Source organism: Streptomyces sp. NPDC002536 (genome assembly GCF_053594995.1).
Genome location: NZ_JBSFWU010000003.1, coordinates 67,627 through 85,664, shown reverse-complemented (window position 1 = coordinate 85,664; position 18,038 = coordinate 67,627). Strand labels below are relative to the sequence as shown.

Below are 18,038 nucleotides of genomic sequence, written 5' to 3'. Positions count from 1 at the left end.
GGCGGATCTTCGTGCCCCGTAAGGGGCGCGGGGAACTGCGCGATCAGCCACGACGCGCCCGCAGTCGAGGTTCCCGGGGCATCGCCCCGGACCCCTGGGGTGATGCGTCGGCTGCGGGCTGTCGGTGGCCGGTCGCGCCCACGCGGCGGAGCCGCTGGGGGTACCTCCCAGCGGTAGCTGGGGGAGTCACCGCCCCGCGCCCCTTACGGGGCGCCGTGGTGACGCCCTAGGCGCGGAAGGCGGATCGGCGGCCGATCCTGGCGAGGTCCTCGGCGGAGCCGAAGTGACGGTCGATACGGCGGACGGCCTGCGCCCAGTCCCGCATGGTCACCACCGGAGCCAGCGTCTCGACGACGAAGGGGTCGCTCCTCCTGGCGAGCGCCCGTTCCCACAGCACGTGCGGGGACTCGTCGAGCACGTTGCCCACGCTGCCCTCGTAGATCGGCATGGCATGCACGTCACCGTCCGGGGTCACATGCATGACGGGCAGGGGCTCTCCCTTCGCGACGGAGTCGGGGTGCATCATCTCCCGCCGGTTGTCCTCGACCGCGACGCGCAGCCCCGCCGGGGCAAGGGCCTTGAGGAACGCGAGCGTCCCCGGGTCGCACAGCCGGCGCACCTGCTCGTCGTCGAGGAGCTCGTGGTCGACGAAGCCCTCGCGGCTGGCCAGGCCGGCGGGGATCGTCACGCCGAAGACCAGGTGCCGCATCTCGGGAAACCTGGGGGCGATGTCCGAGCAGAACGCCTCGACCTGATGGTGGTTGCTGCGCATGACCGCGACCTCGACGCCGAACACACCGGGCGTCTCGCCCCGCGCCTTCAGCGCACGGGACGCCTCGTCCAGCAGCTCCAGCGCCCTCACGGCGCGCTCGAAGGAGAACGCGCGACCCCTGATCCGGTCGTGCACCTCGGCCGTCGCGCCGTCCAGGCTCACCGCGACGCCGTGGACCGTCCTGAGGAGTTCCTCCGCCAGGGCCGCGTCGACGGTCCAGCCGCTGGTGTAGAGCACGACGGGGCTGCCCTCGCGCGAGAAGCGCTCGATGATCTCGAAAAGGCCGCGCACGAGCAGGGGTTCGCCGCCGGCTATCGCGACTTCCTGCGCGCGCAGGGACGCCAGCGCATCGGCTATGCGAAGGAGCTCACTGTGCGAGGGCTGCCGGGACGGCCGCCGTCCGGACTCCGAATAGCAGTGCATACATCGCAGCGGACACGCATACGTAATGTCCCAGATGACGCCCGCAGGACCGTTCTGCATGTTCACCGGACCCCCTTCCGCGAGGGACGTTGGCGCAGCGACGTTCACCGTAGCTTTGCCACGACGGGCGGACGAAGCCGTGTTCCGTTGAGCGGACCGCTCAACTGCGGGCGTGGTACGACTAGTTGCCATTTACACGCCGTTTATTGCCGTGCCGTTGACTGAATTCCGATGACGGAAAGGGGGGCGGCCATGCCCGGTTCCGCGGGGCGGGGTGTGCTGGACGGGGCGTTCGCCCTGCTGGAGGCGATACAGGAGGCCCGGGAGGCCGGGCTCACCGCGCTGGCGGCAGGCAGCGGGCTGCCGAAGACGACGGCGCACCGGCTGCTGGAGCAGCTGGTTGAACTGGGTGCTGTCGAGCGCCACGGCGTCAACTACCGTATGGGACCACGGATGTTCCGGCTGGGCCGGGAGTGGCAGCCGCACCCGGGGCTGCGGGCCGCAGCCACGGGCCCGATGCAGCGGCTGGCCGCCGCCACCGGCGCCACGGTCGCCATGTGCGTCCTGCGGGAGGGCAGGACCCTGGCCGTCTCCGGAGTGCCGGGCGCGGTCGACGAGGTGGCCCCGGTGCAGCCGGGGACGAACTGGCCCTGGAGCACCGCCGCCGGCAAGGTGCTGGTCGCCGTGGCCCCGCCCGGCACGCCGTTGGACCCGCTGCCGGGCTCCTGGCGGCACGAGGCCTCGGCGATCCGCGACAGCGGGGTGGCCCTGGACCGGGAGGCGCTGATCCCCGGCGTGTGCTGCGCAGCCGTGCCGGTGGCCGTCGGCCGCGGCAGGGCCGTCGGCGCACTGTGCGCGATGGTGGACCCCTCCCACGACGTACGACGCCTGGCCCGCGCCGTGGAGCGCGCGGGACGGGCCGTCGAAGCGGGGCTGCGCGGTGCGGTTCTCTGACGGGCCCGCAGTCGGCCGGCCGGAGGTCTGCTCAGGGAAGGAACTTCACCTCCGGGAAGGCCGGGGAGGGGCCGTCGAGCAGCTGCCCCCGGCGGTGTCGCAGATGCAGGTCGAAGAAGGCGAGCGGGTACGCCTGCTGGATCCGCACCGCCCGGGCCGGATCGAGGGTGCCGATCCAGCTGCGGAGCTCCTCGTCGCTCATCCCGACCGCCTTCGCCAACTGCGGGATCAGCACCTGGTTGTCGCCGTACGAACTGTGGATCGCGCCGTCGGCCCGTATGTTGAGCCGCCACCCCCGCAGGTGCGACCAGAACTCGGCAACGGCAGGCTCCGCGGCCCGGGTGAACTGGGCCGTCATCATCATGAACGGCCGGTCCAGGTCGGCGGTGATCGCCGGCAGCATCGGGCCGTCGAGGCTCAGCCCGGCCCGGACGCGCCGGTCCTCGACCATGAGGCGGGCGGTCGCCGTCCCGCCCTTCGACCAGCCGAACATGCCGATGCGGTGCAGGTCGAGAGCTCCGCGCAAGCCGCCCGGCAACGGCCGCCGTGCGGCGTCGGGGTTGCGCCCGGCATCGAGATCCTCGATGCAGTCGAGGACGAACCGGACGTCCGTGGCGAAGTCCGCAGGCCCCAGCGCGTACTTGGGATCCCTGAGCGGGACGACGACCCGGCCGTCGGGGAACTCGCTGATCGCGTCGTGCGTGTGATCCACGGTGACCACCACATACCCGTGGCTGGCGAGCTCCTGAACCATGACGGTGTGGTCGGCGCGATGGCTGTGCGCACCGTGCGAGTACACGACGACGGGCCATCTGCGGCCCGTTCGCCGCACCGCAGCACCCTCGTGACCGGCCGTGAGCGGCGCCACCATGGCATCGGCCTTGAACCCCGCGGACGTGAGGAGCGCCTGCAGGGCGCCGGCGGGCATCCACGGCGCCTGCGGATACCGCCCGGTGTCCCGGGCGGGGTACCAGACATTGGCCATCAACTCACGGTGATGCCCGGGCCCGGCCACGGGGTCCGGCCGTGAGGCGTCGACGAGGTGCAGCGCCACCGTGCCCACCGGGTACGGCCCGGTGGGCACGGGCAGGGTGAATTGCGCCGGGCCGAGGCCGGCTTGAGCCGCCCACGCGGGGCGTGCGATGCCGAGCGGCACGGCGACACCGGCTGCCAGCGAGGCTCCCAGCATGCGACGGCGCGAGATTCCGGTTCGGTCGGTGAACGGCGTGGTGGTCATGGAGGAAACGCTGTCATGCGACGCACGCGAGCACATCCAACCGCCGAGCTACCCCTGCAGGGTGACGTGGTCGGTTCAGTCGCCTTCGGAAAACGATGGTCTGTGCAGCAGTCCCACAGCCCGAGCCGGGGGGGCCGGGCTGGTTAGGGTGGCCGTGTGGCCTGGGGCTGATTCGATTCCCCGGAGTCGTTCTCGTTTCCCGATGACGAAGGGACGGCAAGCATGGCCGACAACAACGCACTCCTGGTGATGGACGTGCAAAAGGACATCGTGGATATCGTCGACGGCGGCGGCTCCGGATATCTGCCCCGCCTGCGCAGGGCGATCGACGGTGCCCGGGCGGCGGGCATCCCCGTGATCTACGTGGTCATCGCGTTACGGGCGGGCCGGCCGGATGTCGGCACGCGCAACAGGGTGCTCACCAGCGCCGTGCAGGCCGGCCTCTTCACCGAGGGTGCTCCCGGCACCGGAATTCACCCCGACATCGCGCCCCGGCAGGGGGAGATCGTGGTCACCAAGAGACGGGGGAGTGCGTTCTCGGGCAGTGACCTCGATGTGGTGCTCAGGGCTCGCGGCATCAACAGCCTTGTCCTCACCGGCATTGCCACCAGCGGCGTCGTACTGCACACCTTGTGCCAGGCCAACGACATGGACTTCGGCCTCACCGTCCTGGCGGATGCCTGCCTGGACACCGACCCCGAGGTGCACCGGGTCCTCACGGAAAAACTGTTCCCGCAGTGGGCGGATGTCGTCACCGTCGAGGATTGGCTCACGGCCATCGCGCCGCGGTGGTCCTGACGCGCCGGCGGTCAGTCGGCATGCCCATATCCGCGGCGTGACGCAGCAGTCTCTCGACGGCAAACGTTTTACCTGTGCAAGAGGGCTTGCGGTCGGCCCGCCCGGGTAAGCGCGCGGCTGGCCCGTTTCACTCGGGCCACAAAAAGCGTCAAACCGTGCATAGGGATTGAATAGGTATATGGATGCCGACCGCAGGAAGCCCCCGAGGCCTGGCCAGGTCATGTCGCCGCGGGAAAGTACTCCCGCGACCGACCGGCTGGTCCGCATCGCGCTCCGCCGCCGCAAGAACGCGCTGAGCATCGACGAGGTCATGGTCACCGACCGCCCCGAGGTGCGGAGGGCCGTCTCGGCGGCGGCGCTCGGCAACATGATGGAGTGGTTCGACTTCGGGGTGTACGCCTACCTTGCGGCCGTGCTCGGCAAGGTGTTCTTCCCCGGCAGTTCCCCCGGCATCCAGGTGATCGCGTCCTTCGCCACCTTCGCCGTGGCCTTCCTGGTGCGTCCGCTGGGCGGACTGGCCTTCGGGCCGCTGGGCGACCGCATCGGGCGGCAGCGGGTGCTGGCCGCCACCATGATCATGATGGCGGCCAGCACCTTCGCGGTGGGCCTGTTGCCCGGCTACGGGACGGTAGGCCTGCTGGCGCCCGTTCTGCTGCTGGCGTGCCGGCTGGTGCAGGGTTTCTCCACCGGCGGCGAGTACGCGGGAGCCACCACCTACATCGCCGAGTACTCCCCGGACGAGCGCCGGGGCTTCCTGGGCAGCTGGCTGGACTTCGGCACCTTCGTGGGATACGTCCTCGGATCCGCGCTCGTGACCACGCTCACCGCGACCCTGGGCGAGAGCACCATGGTCGACTGGGGCTGGCGGCTGCCCTTCCTGCTGTCCGGGCCGCTCGGCCTGATCGGGCTCTACATGCGGATGAAGCTGGAGGAGACGCCCGCCTTCCGGGCCGCGGCCTCGGTCGGCACGGCCGGTATGGCCAAGGACCCCGACGAGTCCCCCGAAGCGCTGGAGGGGCACGCCGAAGAGGGCCGGCAGTCCGGGCGCGGACGGTTGAAGGAGACCTTCACCAAGCACTGGCACGCGGTGCTGATCTGTATGGGCCTGGTCGTGGTCTACAACGTGACCAGCTACCTCGTCACTTCCTACCTGCCGACCTACATGACCGAGACGCTCGGCCGCGACTCCACGACCTCGCAACTGCTCGTCCTGTGCACCATGATCGTCGTCGCGCTCACCATCACCACGGTGGGCCGCTACTCCGACATCTGGGGACGCCGGCCGGTCTTCATGGCCGGCAGCGCCGCCCTGGTGGTCCTGGCCGTCCCCGCCCTGCTGCTCATCCGTGCCCAGGGCGTGGTGCTTCCGGCCATCGGATGCCTCATCCTGGCCCTGCTGCTCGTCTCCTTCGCAGGCACCGCCGCATCCACCCTGCCTGCCCTCTTCCCCACCCGGCTGCGCTACGGAGCGCTCTCCGTCTCCTACAACATCTCCGTCTCGCTCTTCGGCGGCACCACCCCGCTGGTGGTGTCCGCCCTGATCGAGAACACCCACAACCAGATGATCCCGGCCTATTACTTGATGGCGGCCGGTGCCATCGGCTTCGTCTCCGCCTTCTTCCTGCACGAGACGGCCGGTCGGCCCCTGCGCGGCTCCGGGCCGATGGTGGACAGCGAGGAGAAGGCCCGCGAACTCGTGGCCCGCAGCCGGGTCGAGGCCGGGCGCGGGGCCCGGGACGTCTGGGTACGACTGCGTCACCCGTGGCACCGGCACCACACACAACAATAGTGAGGGGGCTCATGGACATCGAGTGGTCGGCCGAACTCGGCGATCAGCTGCACCGGCACTGGCAGGAGCGGCTGCGGCCGCGGCTGGACGGGCTGACCGACGGCGAATACTTCTGGGAGCCGGTTCCCGGCTGTTGGACGGTCCGTCCGTGCCGCACCGCACACGAGAGGGGCGGGGGGACGTTCACCGTCGACTACGCCTTCCCCGCCCCCGAACCGGCACCGGTCACCACCATCGCCTGGCGGCTGGCGCACATCACCGTCCATGTCCTGTCCAAACGCGCCGAGATGTGCTTCGGCGGACCGCCCATCGACTACGACACCCACGTCTATGCCGGCACCGCGGCCGAGGCGTTGGGCCAACTCGACCGGGCATACGAGGCGTGGTCGTCCGGCGTGCAGTCACTCGGCCCGATGGATGCAGGCCGGCGTCGCGGCCCGGCCGGAGGCCCGTACGCCGACCGCCCATTGGCGGCGCTGATCCTGCACGTCAACCGCGAGGTGATCCACCACGGCGCGGAGATCACGCTCCTGCGCGACCTGTACCTGCGCCGATCGTGAGGGAAGCCCCTTCTCCAGCCCCTCCGGCGCCACAGACGTCACCGGTACCCCGTGATGCCGCAGCAGATCCGCCTCCCCGTACCGGTGGCAGGCCCGGTGCCACGCCAGGCCTCCCGACATCCAGTTCTTCAGGTCCTCGGCGTACCTCTCCACCGCGGTGCGCGCCTGCTCGTCCAGGTCGAACTCTCTGAAGAGGGACGGGAGCTGGGTGGTGACGACGTGCTCGAACTCGCGCATGCGGGAGTTCATCAGGTCCGCGACGATGTCGCGGGCCGTCATGCGGTCGCAGTCGAAGAACTTCTCCACGACCAGGACCGCGTTGTGGAGCTCGCCCTGGAACTGGATCTCCTTCTGGTAGGAGTGGAGGTCGTTGGTCATGCAGGCGTAGTCGGCCGCGGTGTTGTCCATGGCCTGGACCGGGCGGCTGCGGGCCAGTTCGGGCGGCAGGCCGTGGTCGAAGCGCCTGAGCGCCGCCATCAGGTCGAAGCCGAAGGTGTCGCGCCGCATCTCGATGTAGTCGACGGGGTCCGGGATGCGGTGCTGCTGCTCGTTGCCCAGCTCCCACACCCAGCTCTCCAGCATCGCCCGGACGGCGGCGCGGAGTTCGCGGCGCGCCTCGACGGGCATGGGGCCGGCGGAGCGGGACCACAGGTCCGCGAGGCCGCGCTCCATGGCGTACTGCGGTTGCGGCATGGCGCCGAGGTCCAGGGGCATGAAGGTCAGGAGCCGCTCGGTGCAGAGCTTGGCCGCGGCCGGGCCGCCGGGGGTGCGGCCGAAGGCTGCGGGGTAGTAGTCGTCCGCGTAGGTTCCCCAGGCGAACCAGTCCGAGGCGAGATCGAGCCGGTACGGGAAGCCGTCGGGGTACAGGCCCGCGGCGGCCAGCGGGAGGTCGAAGTCCCTGAGCTTCTCCTCCGTCCAGTGGCCGGAATCGGGGATGCCCGGCTGCGGCTCCAGGAACCCCATGCGGCGGCTCCAGGCCACGGTGTTCTCGCGCGAGCGCTCCAGGTGCGGGTTGAGGCGGGCCTCGTACGGCATGTGGAGCTCCGGCAGCGGGAGATGGCCCGTCACCTGGAACGGCACGTGGCTGAAGCTGCGCAGGCGCGCCGGCATCGAGGCGATCAGCGACGGTACGAGGCGTGCCGCCGACGTGCCCAGCCCGAGGGGGCCTGCGGGCAGCGGGGTCGCGGGGGAGGAGGGGGTGCCCTGCGCGGTGCCGTTCATGTAGCGGCTGGAGCGCATGTGCCACTCGTGTCCGCCGGCCTGCCAGTCCTGGAGGCCCCGGATGTAGGTGAGCACGTCCGCCGCGGCCTGCGGGCCGAGGGCGTGGTCCTGGAGGAGGGGGCCGATCTCGGTGAGGGCGGTGTGCTCGAACTGCTGCAGCCGGGAGGTGAGCAGGTCGTTGACGCGGTCGGCCGCCTCCTGTGTCGGGCAGCCGAGGAAGTGCTCCAGCACCAGGACGGCATTGGACAGTTCGCCCTCGTCCTGGATCTCGCGCTGGTACGAGAAGAGGTCGTTGCGCAGGTGCACCCCGTCGGCGAAGGTGTCCTTGAGGACCCGCATCGGGCGGCTCGCCGCGATGGCGGCGGGGACCTCGGCCTGCACGGCGTGCTCGACCAGGTGGGCGGACCAGGGGGCTCCGCCGACCTTGCGCCGCATCTCGATGTACTCGACGGGGTTGGCGACGCGCTCGTCGCTGATGTTGGCCAGCTCCCAGAGGGACTCCTCCAGCAGGTGCCGGGTGCTTTCCTTGAAGCGGTGCTGCCAGTCCTCCGACATGCCGGGGACCGTGCGCGCCCACAGGTCCGCCAGGCCCGCCTCGACCTGGTTGGCCGGCTCGTCCGGAGCCGTCCCGCCCGGGCCGATCGGCATGAAGGCGGGGATCCGGTCGAGGTAGGCCTTGGCCCCGGTGGTGTCGAGGGTGCGTTTGAAGACGTCCAGGAAGTGGTCGTCGAAGAAGAAGACCCACACGTACCAGTCGGTGACGAGCTCCAACTCCTCGGCCGAGGCCTCGGGGTGGGTGTAGGAGCACAGCAGCGCGTAGTCGTGGGAGTCGAGGTCGCTCTCGTCCCAGATGCCCGAGCCCTCGAGCATTCCCATGTCCCTGGCCCATGCCCTGGAGTGCGCCCGGGCCCGCTCCAGATGGGGGTTGAGGCGCGCCGGGTGCGGCATGTAGAAGCGGGGGAGCTCGAAGGGGTTCGCCATTGCGTGCGCGGCCTTTCGCCGGGGCCGGGGGAGGGGCGGTGGCCGCCGCGGCTGCCGCGGCCGGTTCACGCGCCACGCTAGGCGGAGGGGCGGCAGGGCCCGGGCCGGACTGTCGTTCTTCCCCTCAATATGATGAAAGCCGTGGGGAGTCCGGTTAAGGATCTTCAGCCCCGGCGGCCTCCGATGGCGCGCTTCCGCCGGGCCGGACGGACCACTTCCGCACAGAAGGCCGCACGGATGCACAGCCGGGCCGGCGCGGTCGCCGGTCCCGGGTGACGGGTATCGGACAGCCGGCTCCCTCACCGTCCGTTAATCGCCCCTGGGCGTACGGGAGTTGCCACGCACGCGCACCTCCGTGACCTCCGGTGCTCCCGAGTGGAATCGAAGGCGGCGGTCCCGCGGCGCGCGATCGTGTGCGACCGGATGTGTTCTTGTGGGGTGCCGGGGCCGGTCCGATACTCGATCGCACGACTCTTGGCATGGACGCGACGTATTTCGGTCGCGTATCAGGCCGCCACGTCCTCCGGGCCCGCCGACCACGACGGGCACACCCCCCTCACAGGAGGCCCGAGTTGAAGGACTCAACGATACCCAGGAGGCGCACGGCCCTGGCCGTCGCCGGCGCCGTGGCCCTGGCCACGGCATCCTCCCTCACCCTCCAGACCGCCCACGCCGCTCCGGCGTCCGACACCGCCGCCATGTCCCCGGCCCGGGCTGCACAGGTCGGGCAGCAACTGGCCGCCGGCCTCGGGGCCGGCACGGCGGGCTCGTACTACGACGCATCGGCGGGCAGGCTCGTCGTCGACGTCACCGACGCATCCGCCGCCGCGAAGGCGCAGGCGGCCGGCGCGGAGGCCCGGTACGTCCGGCACTCCGCCGCCCAACTCGCCTCGGCCAGACGGACACTGGAACAGCAGGCCGCCATCCCCGGCACCGCCTGGTCCGTCGACCCCAGGACCAACAAGGTCGTCGTCAAGGCCGACAGCACCGTCAAGGGCGCCAGGCTCGCGCAGCTGAACAAGGTCGTCGCCGGGCTCGGCGACAAGGCCACCCTCAAGCGGGCCTCCGGCACCTTCCGGCCGCTGCTCGCCGGCGGCGACGCCATCTGGGGCAGCGGAGTGCGCTGTTCGCTGGGCTTCAACGTCACCAAGGGAGGCCAGCCCTACTTCCTCACCGCCGGGCACTGCGGCAACGCCTCGGCCACCTGGTCCGACTCGCAGGGCGGATCCCAGGCCGGCTCCACCGAGACGTCATCGTTCCCCGGCACCGACTACGCCCTCGTGGCCTACACCGGTAACGTCGACCACCCCAGCGCGGTCGACCTCTACAACGGCAGCCTGCAGACCATCAGCCGGGCCGCCGATGCGACCGTCGGCGAGAACGTCCAGCGCAGCGGCAGCACCACCCAGGTCCACGGCGGTCAGGTCACCGGCCTCAACGCCACCGTCAACTACGCGGAGGGCACGGTCAACGGCCTGATCGACACCACCGTCTGCGCCGAGCCCGGCGACAGCGGCGGCCCGCTCTTCGACGGCGAGAGCGCACTCGGCCTGACCTCCGGCGGCAGCGGCGACTGCACCAACGGCGGCGAGACCTTCTTCCAGCCGGTACCCGCGGCGCTGAGCGCCACCGGGGCCACGATCCCGTAGGAACTCCTCCGGAGGGCGCGGCCCCTGGATCTTCCCCCGGATCCAGGGGCCGCGTCGCGCCGCGCCCGCGTACGGACGGCCGGTGCGGTCAGGACGAGCGCGCCGGAACCTCCGGCGCCGTGCCGAGCGTCCAACTGGCCAGCAGCCGCAGCGACTCGGCGGACTCGGAACCCGGCTCGGCGTGATACGTGACCAGCTGCTGGTCCGGGTCGGTCGGCAGGACCAGCGTCTCGCACGCCAGCGTCAGCGTGCCCACCACCGCGTGGTGCAGCTGCTTCACCCCGTAGCACTTGTCCCGCACGTTGTGCGCGGCCCACAGACTGCGGAACTCCTCGCTCTTGACGGAGAGTTCGCCCACCAGTGCGGTGAGCCGGGGATCGTCGGGGCGGCGGCCCGCCTCCAGTCGCAGCATCGCGACGAGGTCGGCCGCCTTGGACTCCCAGTCCACGTACAGCTCGCGCGTGGCCGGCTCCAGGAAAGCCTGCCAGGCCATGTTGCGCTGCGCGGCGGGCATGGCGGCGAAGTCGCCGAGCAGGGCGCAGGCGAGCCGGTTCCAGGCGATGATGTCCATCCGGCGCCCGAGCACGTACGCCGGCACGTTCTCCATGGTGTCGATCAGGTTCTGCACGGCCGGGCGCACCCGCTGCGGGCGGGCGGCCGCGGTGCGCGGGCGGTGCCCGGCCGGCCTGGCCAGGTGCGTGAGGTGGTCCCGCTCGGCCCGGTCCAGCCGCAGTGCATCGGCGATCGCATTCAGCACCGACGCCGACACGTTCTGTCCCCGGCCCTGTTCGAGCCGTGTGTAGTAGGCGACGCTCACTCCGGCGAGCTGCGCCAGCTCCTCGCGCCGCAGCCCCGGCACCCGCCGCCGGGCTCCGTACGCCGTCAGCCCCACGTCCTCCGGCCGCAGCCGGGCGCGACGGGAGCGGAGGAACTCGCTCAGTTCGGTGCGCTGGTCCATACCCACCAGTATGCGGGTGCCCACGGACGCCGAGGGTGGTCCTGCCAGTGGTAGGAACGGCAAGCGTAGGCACAGCCGGGTCCTGGCTGCGATCTTCCGGTTGCCGCAGGATCGAGGACATGACGCACACCACTGCCCACGCTTACGCGGCCCCTGCCCCCAAGGCTCCCCTGGAGCGCATCACCATCACCCGTCGCGCGCTGGGCGAGCACGACATCCTGATCGACATCAAGTTCGCCGGCATCTGCCACTCCGACATCCACACCGTGCGCGGCGAGTGGGGCCACGAGACCTTCCCCATCGTCGCCGGCCACGAGATAGCGGGCATCGTCACCGAGGTCGGCCCCGGCGTCACCCGTTACGCCGTCGGCGACCGCGTCGGCGTCGGCTGCTTCGTCGACTCCTGCCGCGAGTGCGACAACTGCCGTGCCGGGCTGCAGCAGTACTGCACCGGCGAGACCGGCCTGATCGGCACCTACGCCTCCACCGGCCGTGACGGTGAGTTCACACAGGGTGGCTACTCGACGCACATCGTCGTCGACGAGAACTACGTCCTGCGCATCCCCGAGAGCATCCCGCTGGACGCCGCGGCCCCGCTGCTGTGCGCCGGCATCACCCTCTACTCGCCGCTCGCCCACTGGCAGGCCGGCCCCGGCAAGAAGGTCGCCGTCATCGGCCTCGGCGGGCTGGGTCACATGGGCGTGAAGATCGCCCACGCCATGGGCGCCGAGGTCACGGTGCTCAGCCAGTCCCTGCGCAAGAAGGACGACGGCCTGCGGCTCGGCGCGGACCACTACTACGCCACCTCCGACCCGGCCACCTTCGAGGCGCTGGCCGGTACCTTCGACCTGATCCTCAACACCGTCTCGGCGGACCTCGACCTGGGCGCGTACTTCGAGCTGCTGAAGACCGACGGCACCCTGGTCCAGCTCGGCGCCCCCGAGAACGCGCTGTCCGTTCCCGCGTCCGCCCTCTTCCGTCAGCGGCGGTCGATGTCCGGATCGATGATCGGCGGCATCCCGGAGACCCAGGAGATGCTGGACTTCTGCGGCGAGCACGGCATCGCCTCCGAGATCGAGCTGATCCGCGCCGACCAGATCAACGAGGCGTACGAGCGGGTCCTGGCCAGCGACGTGCGCTACCGGTTCGTCATCGACACCGCGACGATCTGACGCGCACCACCCCCGCCGCCGCTCCGGCACCCGGTCCCTCCCCTGTGGACCGGGCGCCGGAGCGGCAGCGTTTTTTACGGGGCGCCGGTCAGCTCAGGTTCTTCTCCAGTGCGGCGATGTAGTTGCGCATGAAGTGGTCCCGCACACCGGCGCTCGCCGGAGCGAACGCATCGGCCGTCAGGCCCTTGGCCCGGTCGGCCATACCGTCGAAGAACGAGACCGTCTCGTGGATCTTGCCGCCGGAGTCGATGTACCGCAGGGCGTCGACGTGCGTGTACGCGGGCTCGGGCGGCAGCTGCGGCACGATGTCGTTGTTGTTGACGAACCGGAACATGCGCTGTTTGAAGCCCTTGTTGTACGCGGCGGCCAGTAGGCGGTCGCAGGTGCGGGGTTGACCGTACGTGTAGACGCCGTCGGCCAGCAGCTTCGGATCCTCCAGGTAGAGCCGCGCACCGGCGAGCATGGCCAGGGCGCCGCCGAGGCTGTGGCCCGTGAACCACACGGTCTGGCCGTTCGTCCGGAACTCCCGGACGGCGTCCTCGACTTCGGGATAGATCGAGTGGAGGGCCTCGCCGAAGCCGTAATGGACGTATCCCGTCTCTGCCGGACCCGGCCACGGCGGGGTTTCGGCGTCGGAGAGCCAGTCGCGGATCTCCGCCGGTTCCGTGCCCCGGAACGCGGTGATGATCATGTCGTCGCCGGCCATGGTGTACGCCTGGGTGTCCTGCACCGGGAACGGCGGCGTGAATCGCGTCTCGTGATGCCGTACCCGGTCGAACCCCCAACTGCGCGCCTGCTTCTCGATGGTGGGCCGGTCCTTGTAGGCGAGGTCGGACGCCTGCGCCAGCCAGTACGCCTGGGCCAGGCTGTAGCCGCGGGCCTTGTGGTCGGGGGCGGAGGGTACAGGCACGGGGGACTCCCTTTCTCGGGGTTCTGACGGCGTGGATGCACCACAAGTCGTTACCGGGGGCCCCGCGCTCCAAAGAACCGGCCGATGACATTCACCCGAACGGACCGGCGGTCCTGCGCCCCGAAGGGGCGCGGGGCTGTATTCGATTTGCGGCTCCGCCGCGTGGGCGCGATCAGCCACGACGCGCCCGCAGTCGAGGTTCTCGGGGCTTCGCCCCGGACCCCTGGGGCAGTGCGTCGGCTGCAGGCCGTCGGTGGCTGGTCGCGCAGTTCCCCGCGCCCCTGACGGGGCGGGAAGAGCCGCCGGACACGGCCTAATCCGGCCGCGCGAAGCGCCGTGCCGCCACGGTGAGCGCTACCACGGCAATCAGTGCTGTCACGGCGAGTTCCGCCGCGGCCGACGGCCGGTGGCCGAGGGGCCAGGCGGAGAGGACGGGCCCGCCGTGCGGCGCGTGGTGGGCGACCGCCTGGCGGAGCGGGTCGAGGGCGTACGTCAGCGGGTTGACGAGGCAGAGCAGGAGCAGCCAGTGCGGCAGGCCGGAGAGCGGGAACATCGCGCCGGAGAGGAAGAGCATCGGCATGAGGGCGAAGCTCAGGACGGCCTGGAAGGTGTGGAGGCGGGTGATGCAGACGGCGGCGAGGGCGGTGAGCGAGGTCAACGCCAGTGAGGCCAGGGCGAGTTCGGCGGTGAGGGCGGCGAGGAGGAGCGGGTCGTAGGGGATGTCGGCGGTGCGGGCGAGGGCGAGGAGCAGGGCGCCCTGGCAGGTGGCGACGGTGGCGCCGCCCGCGCACTTGCCCAGCAGGAGGGTGGCGCGGTGCACGGGGGCGACGAGCATTTCGCGCAGGAAGCCGGCCTCCCGGTCCCACACGAGGGAGGCGCCCGCGGCGATTGCGGGCGTCTGGACGGTCATGAGCAGGACGCCGGGGAAGAGGAAGGTGCGGTAGTTCCCGGGGACCAGGGTGCCCAGGCCGGTACCGAGGACGAGGAGGACGAGCAGCGGCTGCAGCAGGGTCAGGGCCACGCGGGTCCGGCCGCGCAGGAGGTGGATCATCTCGCGCTGCCAGACGACGTGCGCGGCACGCAACTCCCCGCCGAACCGGGTGCGTCGGGCGGTCCGTTGCCCGGTCATGGCGAGGCTTCCCCGGCAGCGCGCAGGGTGCGGCCGGTGCAGTGCAGGAACACGTCGTCCAGGCTGGGCCGCGTGACGGAAACGGACAGCAGCGGCACGCCGAGTCCGGCGCAGAGGGCGGGGACGAAGGCGGCACCGTCGGGGACGTGGATGCGCAGGCCTTCCGCGGCCGGGACGGCGGCGAGGCCGAAGCGGTCGCGGAGCCGTGCGGCCGCCGTGCGGTCGTCGGCGGTGCGCAGGTCGACCCGGTCGGCGCCGATGGCGGCCTTGAGGGCGGCCGGGGTGCCCTCGGTGACGATGAGGCCGTCGTCGATGACGGCGATCCGGTCGCAGTGTTCGGCCTCGTCCAGGTAGTGGGTGGTGAGGAACAGGGTGACCGCGTGCCGGGTGCGGACGTGGTGCAGGTGCTCCCAGACCTGGGCGCGCGAGCGCGGGTCGAGGCCGGCGGTGGGCTCGTCGAGGAAGAGCACCCGGGGGCTGTGGAGCAGCCCCCGGGCGATCTCCAGGCGGCGCTTCATCCCGCCGGAGAAGGTGCGCACGAGCCGGTCGCGCTGGGCGGTCAGACCGACGAGGGCGAGCATGTCGGCGGTGGCGGTGCGGGCGGTGCGCCGTGGCAGGGCGTGCAGCTCGGCGTGGAAGCGCAGGTTCTCCGCGGCGGTGAGGTCGGGGTCGACGGTGGACTCCTGGAAGACCAGGCCGATGCGGCGGCGCACGGCGCCGGGGTCGGCGGTGACGTCGGAGCCGCCGACGAGCGCCCGCCCGGCAGTGGGCCGGGCGAGGGTGCAGAGCATGGCGATGGTGGTGGTCTTGCCGGCGCCGTTGGGGCCGAGGAAGCCGAAGGTCTCTCCGGGGTGCACGGTCAGGTCCACGCCGCGCACGGCTTCGGTGCCGCCGGGGTAGGTCTTGCGCAGCCCGCGGGTGAGGACGGTCGGCCGGTCGTCGGTCACGGTCGGGTGCGGGGCAGGCTCGGCACGGTCATCATCGTGCGGTACGAACCGACGGCGTACGGCTCGCCGATCGGCTGCCCGTCCACCTCGACCCAGGCGTGGGCACGGAACGGGCCCGTGCGCACCCCCGTGCACCAGGTGGGCCAGGTGCCGCGCAGCCGGCACAGCAGTGCGGTGGCCACGGAGCGCTGGAGGCAGCCTTCTCCGGCACAGCGGGCGCTGACCGCGACGACGGCGCTGCGGGCGGCGTGGGCCTGGTCGGCGGTGGCTGCTCCGGCGCCGCGCCGTGCCAGCCCGAGCACGCGGCGCAGGCGGCGGGGCGAGAGCCGGATGAGCAGCCGGGCGGTTGCGACGGCGAGGAGAACGGGCGGGCGGCGGAGCAGGGGAACGCTCTCCCGGGCCGCGGCGACCATCTGCTGGCTCATGCCTGCACCACCAGGCGTGCGTCGAGGAGCGAGCGTACGAGGGCATCCACGTCCTGGTCTCTGCGCTCGGCGGTGAGTTGTGGGTAGCGGTCACCGAGCCGGTGTGCCGTCTGCTGGGGGGTTGCTCCGCCGAGGAGGGTGCGCAGGATGAGCGCGGCGGTCGTATTGAGCTGCCAGTAGCGGCCGTTGGCCTCGTCGAGCAGCACCATGCCGTCGTCGGTGTCGGTCGCGCAGACATTGGTGCGCAGGGTGAGGGTCATGGGCGTTCTCCGGTGGGGACGGCGGTGCGCGGAGGTGCGAGGGGATCGGTGCGGGAGCGGAGCCAGGCCTCGCAGGCCAGGGTGGGCTCCATGAGACGCTGTGCGTCCGGCCCGGTCTGCGGGCCGAGCAGGCTCGCGCGGACGGCGTCGGCATCGATCAGGCCCGCCCGGGCGAGCCGGGAGTCGTCGAAGAGCCGCAGGAGGGCGGTCCGGTTCGCGCGCAGCCCGGCGTGGTAGTCGGCGGTGAAGTCGCCCTTGGTGGAGCGTTCCAGGAGGGGGTCGGGCACGATGCCGCGCAGCGCGGTGGTGAGGACCGGCTTGAAGAGGCGCGGCGCGTTGCGTTCGTGGACGCGGACGGAGAGCGCGGCTTCGATGACGTTGTCGTCGAGGTAGGGGGCGGCGTACTCCAGGCCGAGGCCGGTGGTCACCTGGTTCATGTGGCGGATACCGCGCCCGCCCGTCTGGACGTAGGTGAGGGCGGCGTGCTGGCCGCGCTGCGGCGCGAGCGGTTCGGCGCCGTCGGCGGCCTCGCGGAGCAGGCGGTGCACCAGGTCGACGGCTTCGGGGCTCGCCCACGGGGGCATGCGGAGTTCGGGCCCCCAGGCCAGGGAGGGGAGCTCTCGCCCGCGCGTGGACGGTGGCGGTACGGCGAGCCGTCCCGCCTCGGCGGCCAGCCACCGCGCGTACGTGCTCCGGTCCGCAAGCTCGCGCAGGACGGGCCACAAGGGCGCCGATTCTGCCGCCCGTTGGCGCCGGATCCGGCCGGCGGCTGCCAGCGGGTGACTTCTGATGTAGTCGTGCAAGTGCGGGGGGAGCGCGCAGAACAGCTCGTCGCCGCCGATGCCGACGAGGTGCAGTCGTGAACCCCGGCCGACAAGAAGGGGGATGAGGGCCGCGCACCGGCCGACGTCCCGTACCCAGCCGCCGGGCTCGTCCGTGGAGACGTCCAGGCTGCCGATCCCCGCGAGCCACGCGGGCAACTGGGCACGCTCCGGCCTCAGATGCTCGCTGTCCGGCAACGCGGCAGCGGCACGTGTGGCCCACGTGGTGTCGTCGTTGTCCGGATCGGCACCGGCCAAGTGCAGTGTGACGAGCCGTGCCGGGCCCCGGGCGGCGAGGAAGCAGAGGCTGGTGGAGTCCATGCCGCCGGACAGGTCTGCGCTGATCGTGCCGCCGCCGGTGGTGCAGCTCTCCACAGCGTCGACCAGGGCCCGTCGCACCGCCGCCGCGCCTTCGGTACGCGAGAGCACGGGGTCCGGCGGCTGCCACCATCTGCCGGTGCGCGCCCGGCCGTCCGCCTCGATCAGCAGGAACCGGTCGGGCCGGAGTGCCCGGACGCCCCGCCACACGCACCAGCTGTCCAGGGGATGGAAGACCGGTACGGACAACAGGGAGAGCGCCAGCACCGCCTCGTCCATCCCCGCACCTGCCAGCGATGCGAGCCTGTACGGACTGTCGGCCGCCACGGTCACGCCGTCCACCCGGGCATGGAACACCCGCCGCACCGCGGACGCGCTGCCGCGCACGCGCACGCGGCCGGCGACCGAAGCGACCACGTGGAAGCTGCCCGCCAGACCGCGGACCGCCTCTTCCACGCCCGATATCTCCCGCACCGGCCGCAGCCGCGCCGCCAGCGCACCGACGGTGACCGGGCAGCGCCCGACCACCGCCAGCCGCGCCTCCCCTGCTGCTGCCACGGTCACCCGGCCGTCCGGCCAGTCGCCCAGCAGCCACGGCCGTCCCGAAGCGTGCGGGATCACCCGGGAGGCCTGGGGAAGCAGCGCTCGAGCCGCGGCGAGGCCCGCTTCACCGTCCGGCAGAACCGCGAACCACACCTCGCCCGTCACGCGTGC

15 protein-coding genes and 1 pseudogene are annotated in these 18,038 nt (G+C 71.7%); 6 read left to right on the top strand and 10 right to left on the bottom strand.

The genetic code is table 11. From position 1 onward, the window contains the following. Nucleotides 1–226: 226 nt before the first annotated feature. Nucleotides 227–1,255, bottom strand: a complete 1,029-nt coding sequence (locus tag ACWD4B_RS02165; RefSeq protein ID WP_451419020.1) for a radical SAM protein — start codon at nt 1,253–1,255, stop codon at nt 227–229. Nucleotides 1,256–1,447: 192 nt separating this feature from the next. On the opposite strand from ACWD4B_RS02165, the gene ACWD4B_RS02160 reads away from it, so the two are divergent. Then, entirely contained in the window at nt 1,448–2,149 is a 702-nt protein-coding gene (locus tag ACWD4B_RS02160) for an IclR family transcriptional regulator (RefSeq protein ID WP_451418960.1), read from the top strand. Between the two features lie 31 nt (nt 2,150–2,180). On the opposite strand, the gene ACWD4B_RS02155 is transcribed toward ACWD4B_RS02160, so the two are convergent. After that, the gene (locus ACWD4B_RS02155; RefSeq protein ID WP_451418959.1) at nt 2,181–3,386 is read right to left on the bottom strand and encodes an alpha/beta hydrolase family protein; all 1,206 of its coding nucleotides are present in this window, start codon (nt 3,384–3,386) and stop codon (nt 2,181–2,183) included. A gap of 222 nt (nt 3,387–3,608) precedes the next feature. On the opposite strand from ACWD4B_RS02155, the gene ACWD4B_RS02150 reads away from it, so the two are divergent. From ACWD4B_RS02150 to ACWD4B_RS02140, 3 genes and pseudogenes are all read left to right on the top strand, one after another. After that, nucleotides 3,609–4,184, top strand: a complete 576-nt coding sequence (locus ACWD4B_RS02150; RefSeq protein WP_451418958.1) for a cysteine hydrolase family protein — start codon at nt 3,609–3,611, stop codon at nt 4,182–4,184. A 220-nt stretch (nt 4,185–4,404) separates the two neighbouring features. After that, a complete protein-coding gene (proP, locus tag ACWD4B_RS02145; RefSeq protein WP_451418957.1) occupies nt 4,405–5,973 on the top strand; it encodes a glycine betaine/L-proline transporter ProP in 1,569 nt (522 codons plus the stop codon). Nucleotides 5,974–5,984: 11 nt separating this feature from the next. Beyond that, a pseudogene (locus ACWD4B_RS02140) lies at nt 5,985–6,437 on the top strand (DinB family protein); the annotation flags it as partial. On the opposite strand, the gene ACWD4B_RS02135 reads toward ACWD4B_RS02140, so the two are convergent. Then, a complete protein-coding gene (locus ACWD4B_RS02135; protein WP_451418956.1) occupies nt 6,375–8,735 on the bottom strand; it encodes a terpene synthase family protein in 2,361 nt (786 codons plus the stop codon). The pseudogene ACWD4B_RS02140 and the gene ACWD4B_RS02135 overlap by 63 nt on opposite strands. A 572-nt stretch (nt 8,736–9,307) precedes the next feature. Here ACWD4B_RS02135 and ACWD4B_RS02130 point away from each other — a divergent pair. Next, entirely contained in the window at nt 9,308–10,384 is a 1,077-nt protein-coding gene (locus ACWD4B_RS02130) for a S1 family peptidase (protein ID WP_451418955.1), read from the top strand. Between the two features lie 88 nt (nt 10,385–10,472). Here the strand turns inward: ACWD4B_RS02130 and ACWD4B_RS02125 are convergent, their stop codons facing one another. After that, on the bottom strand, nt 10,473–11,342 hold the full coding sequence (locus ACWD4B_RS02125; RefSeq protein ID WP_451418954.1) for a helix-turn-helix transcriptional regulator: 870 nt from the start codon (nt 11,340–11,342) through the stop codon (nt 10,473–10,475). A 119-nt stretch (nt 11,343–11,461) separates the two neighbouring features. On the opposite strand from ACWD4B_RS02125, the gene ACWD4B_RS02120 reads away from it, so the two are divergent. Next, complete coding sequence (locus ACWD4B_RS02120) at nt 11,462–12,514, top strand: NAD(P)-dependent alcohol dehydrogenase (protein ID WP_451418953.1); 1,053 nt, start codon at nt 11,462–11,464, stop codon at nt 12,512–12,514. 88 nt (nt 12,515–12,602) lie between these two features. On the opposite strand, the gene ACWD4B_RS02115 is transcribed toward ACWD4B_RS02120, so the two are convergent. From ACWD4B_RS02115 to ACWD4B_RS02090, 6 genes are all read right to left on the bottom strand, one after another. Further along, nucleotides 12,603–13,424 (bottom strand): lipase family protein, encoded by an 822-nt coding sequence (locus ACWD4B_RS02115; RefSeq protein ID WP_451418952.1) that lies wholly within the window; start codon nt 13,422–13,424, stop codon nt 12,603–12,605. 313 nt (nt 13,425–13,737) lie between these two features. Continuing rightward, the gene (locus ACWD4B_RS02110; RefSeq protein ID WP_451418951.1) at nt 13,738–14,553 is read right to left on the bottom strand and encodes an ABC transporter permease; all 816 of its coding nucleotides are present in this window, start codon (nt 14,551–14,553) and stop codon (nt 13,738–13,740) included. Next, complete coding sequence (locus tag ACWD4B_RS02105; protein WP_451418950.1) at nt 14,550–15,500, bottom strand: ATP-binding cassette domain-containing protein; 951 nt, start codon at nt 15,498–15,500, stop codon at nt 14,550–14,552. The genes ACWD4B_RS02110 and ACWD4B_RS02105 overlap by 4 nt, the downstream gene beginning before the upstream one ends. After that, nucleotides 15,497–15,925 (bottom strand): lasso peptide biosynthesis B2 protein, encoded by a 429-nt coding sequence (locus tag ACWD4B_RS02100; protein ID WP_451418949.1) that lies wholly within the window; start codon nt 15,923–15,925, stop codon nt 15,497–15,499. The genes ACWD4B_RS02105 and ACWD4B_RS02100 overlap by 4 nt, the downstream gene beginning before the upstream one ends. Continuing rightward, nucleotides 15,922–16,185 carry a lasso peptide biosynthesis PqqD family chaperone gene (locus ACWD4B_RS02095; protein ID WP_451418948.1) on the bottom strand — a complete coding sequence of 88 codons (264 nt, stop codon included), beginning with the start codon at nt 16,183–16,185 and terminating at the stop codon, nt 15,922–15,924. Before ACWD4B_RS02095 ends, ACWD4B_RS02100 begins: the two co-directional genes overlap by 4 nt. Then, nucleotides 16,182–18,032: an asparagine synthase-related protein gene (locus ACWD4B_RS02090; protein ID WP_451418947.1), complete on the bottom strand. Its 1,851-nt coding sequence runs from the start codon at nt 18,030–18,032 to the stop codon at nt 16,182–16,184. The genes ACWD4B_RS02095 and ACWD4B_RS02090 overlap by 4 nt, the downstream gene beginning before the upstream one ends. Nucleotides 18,033–18,038 lie beyond the last annotated feature (6 nt).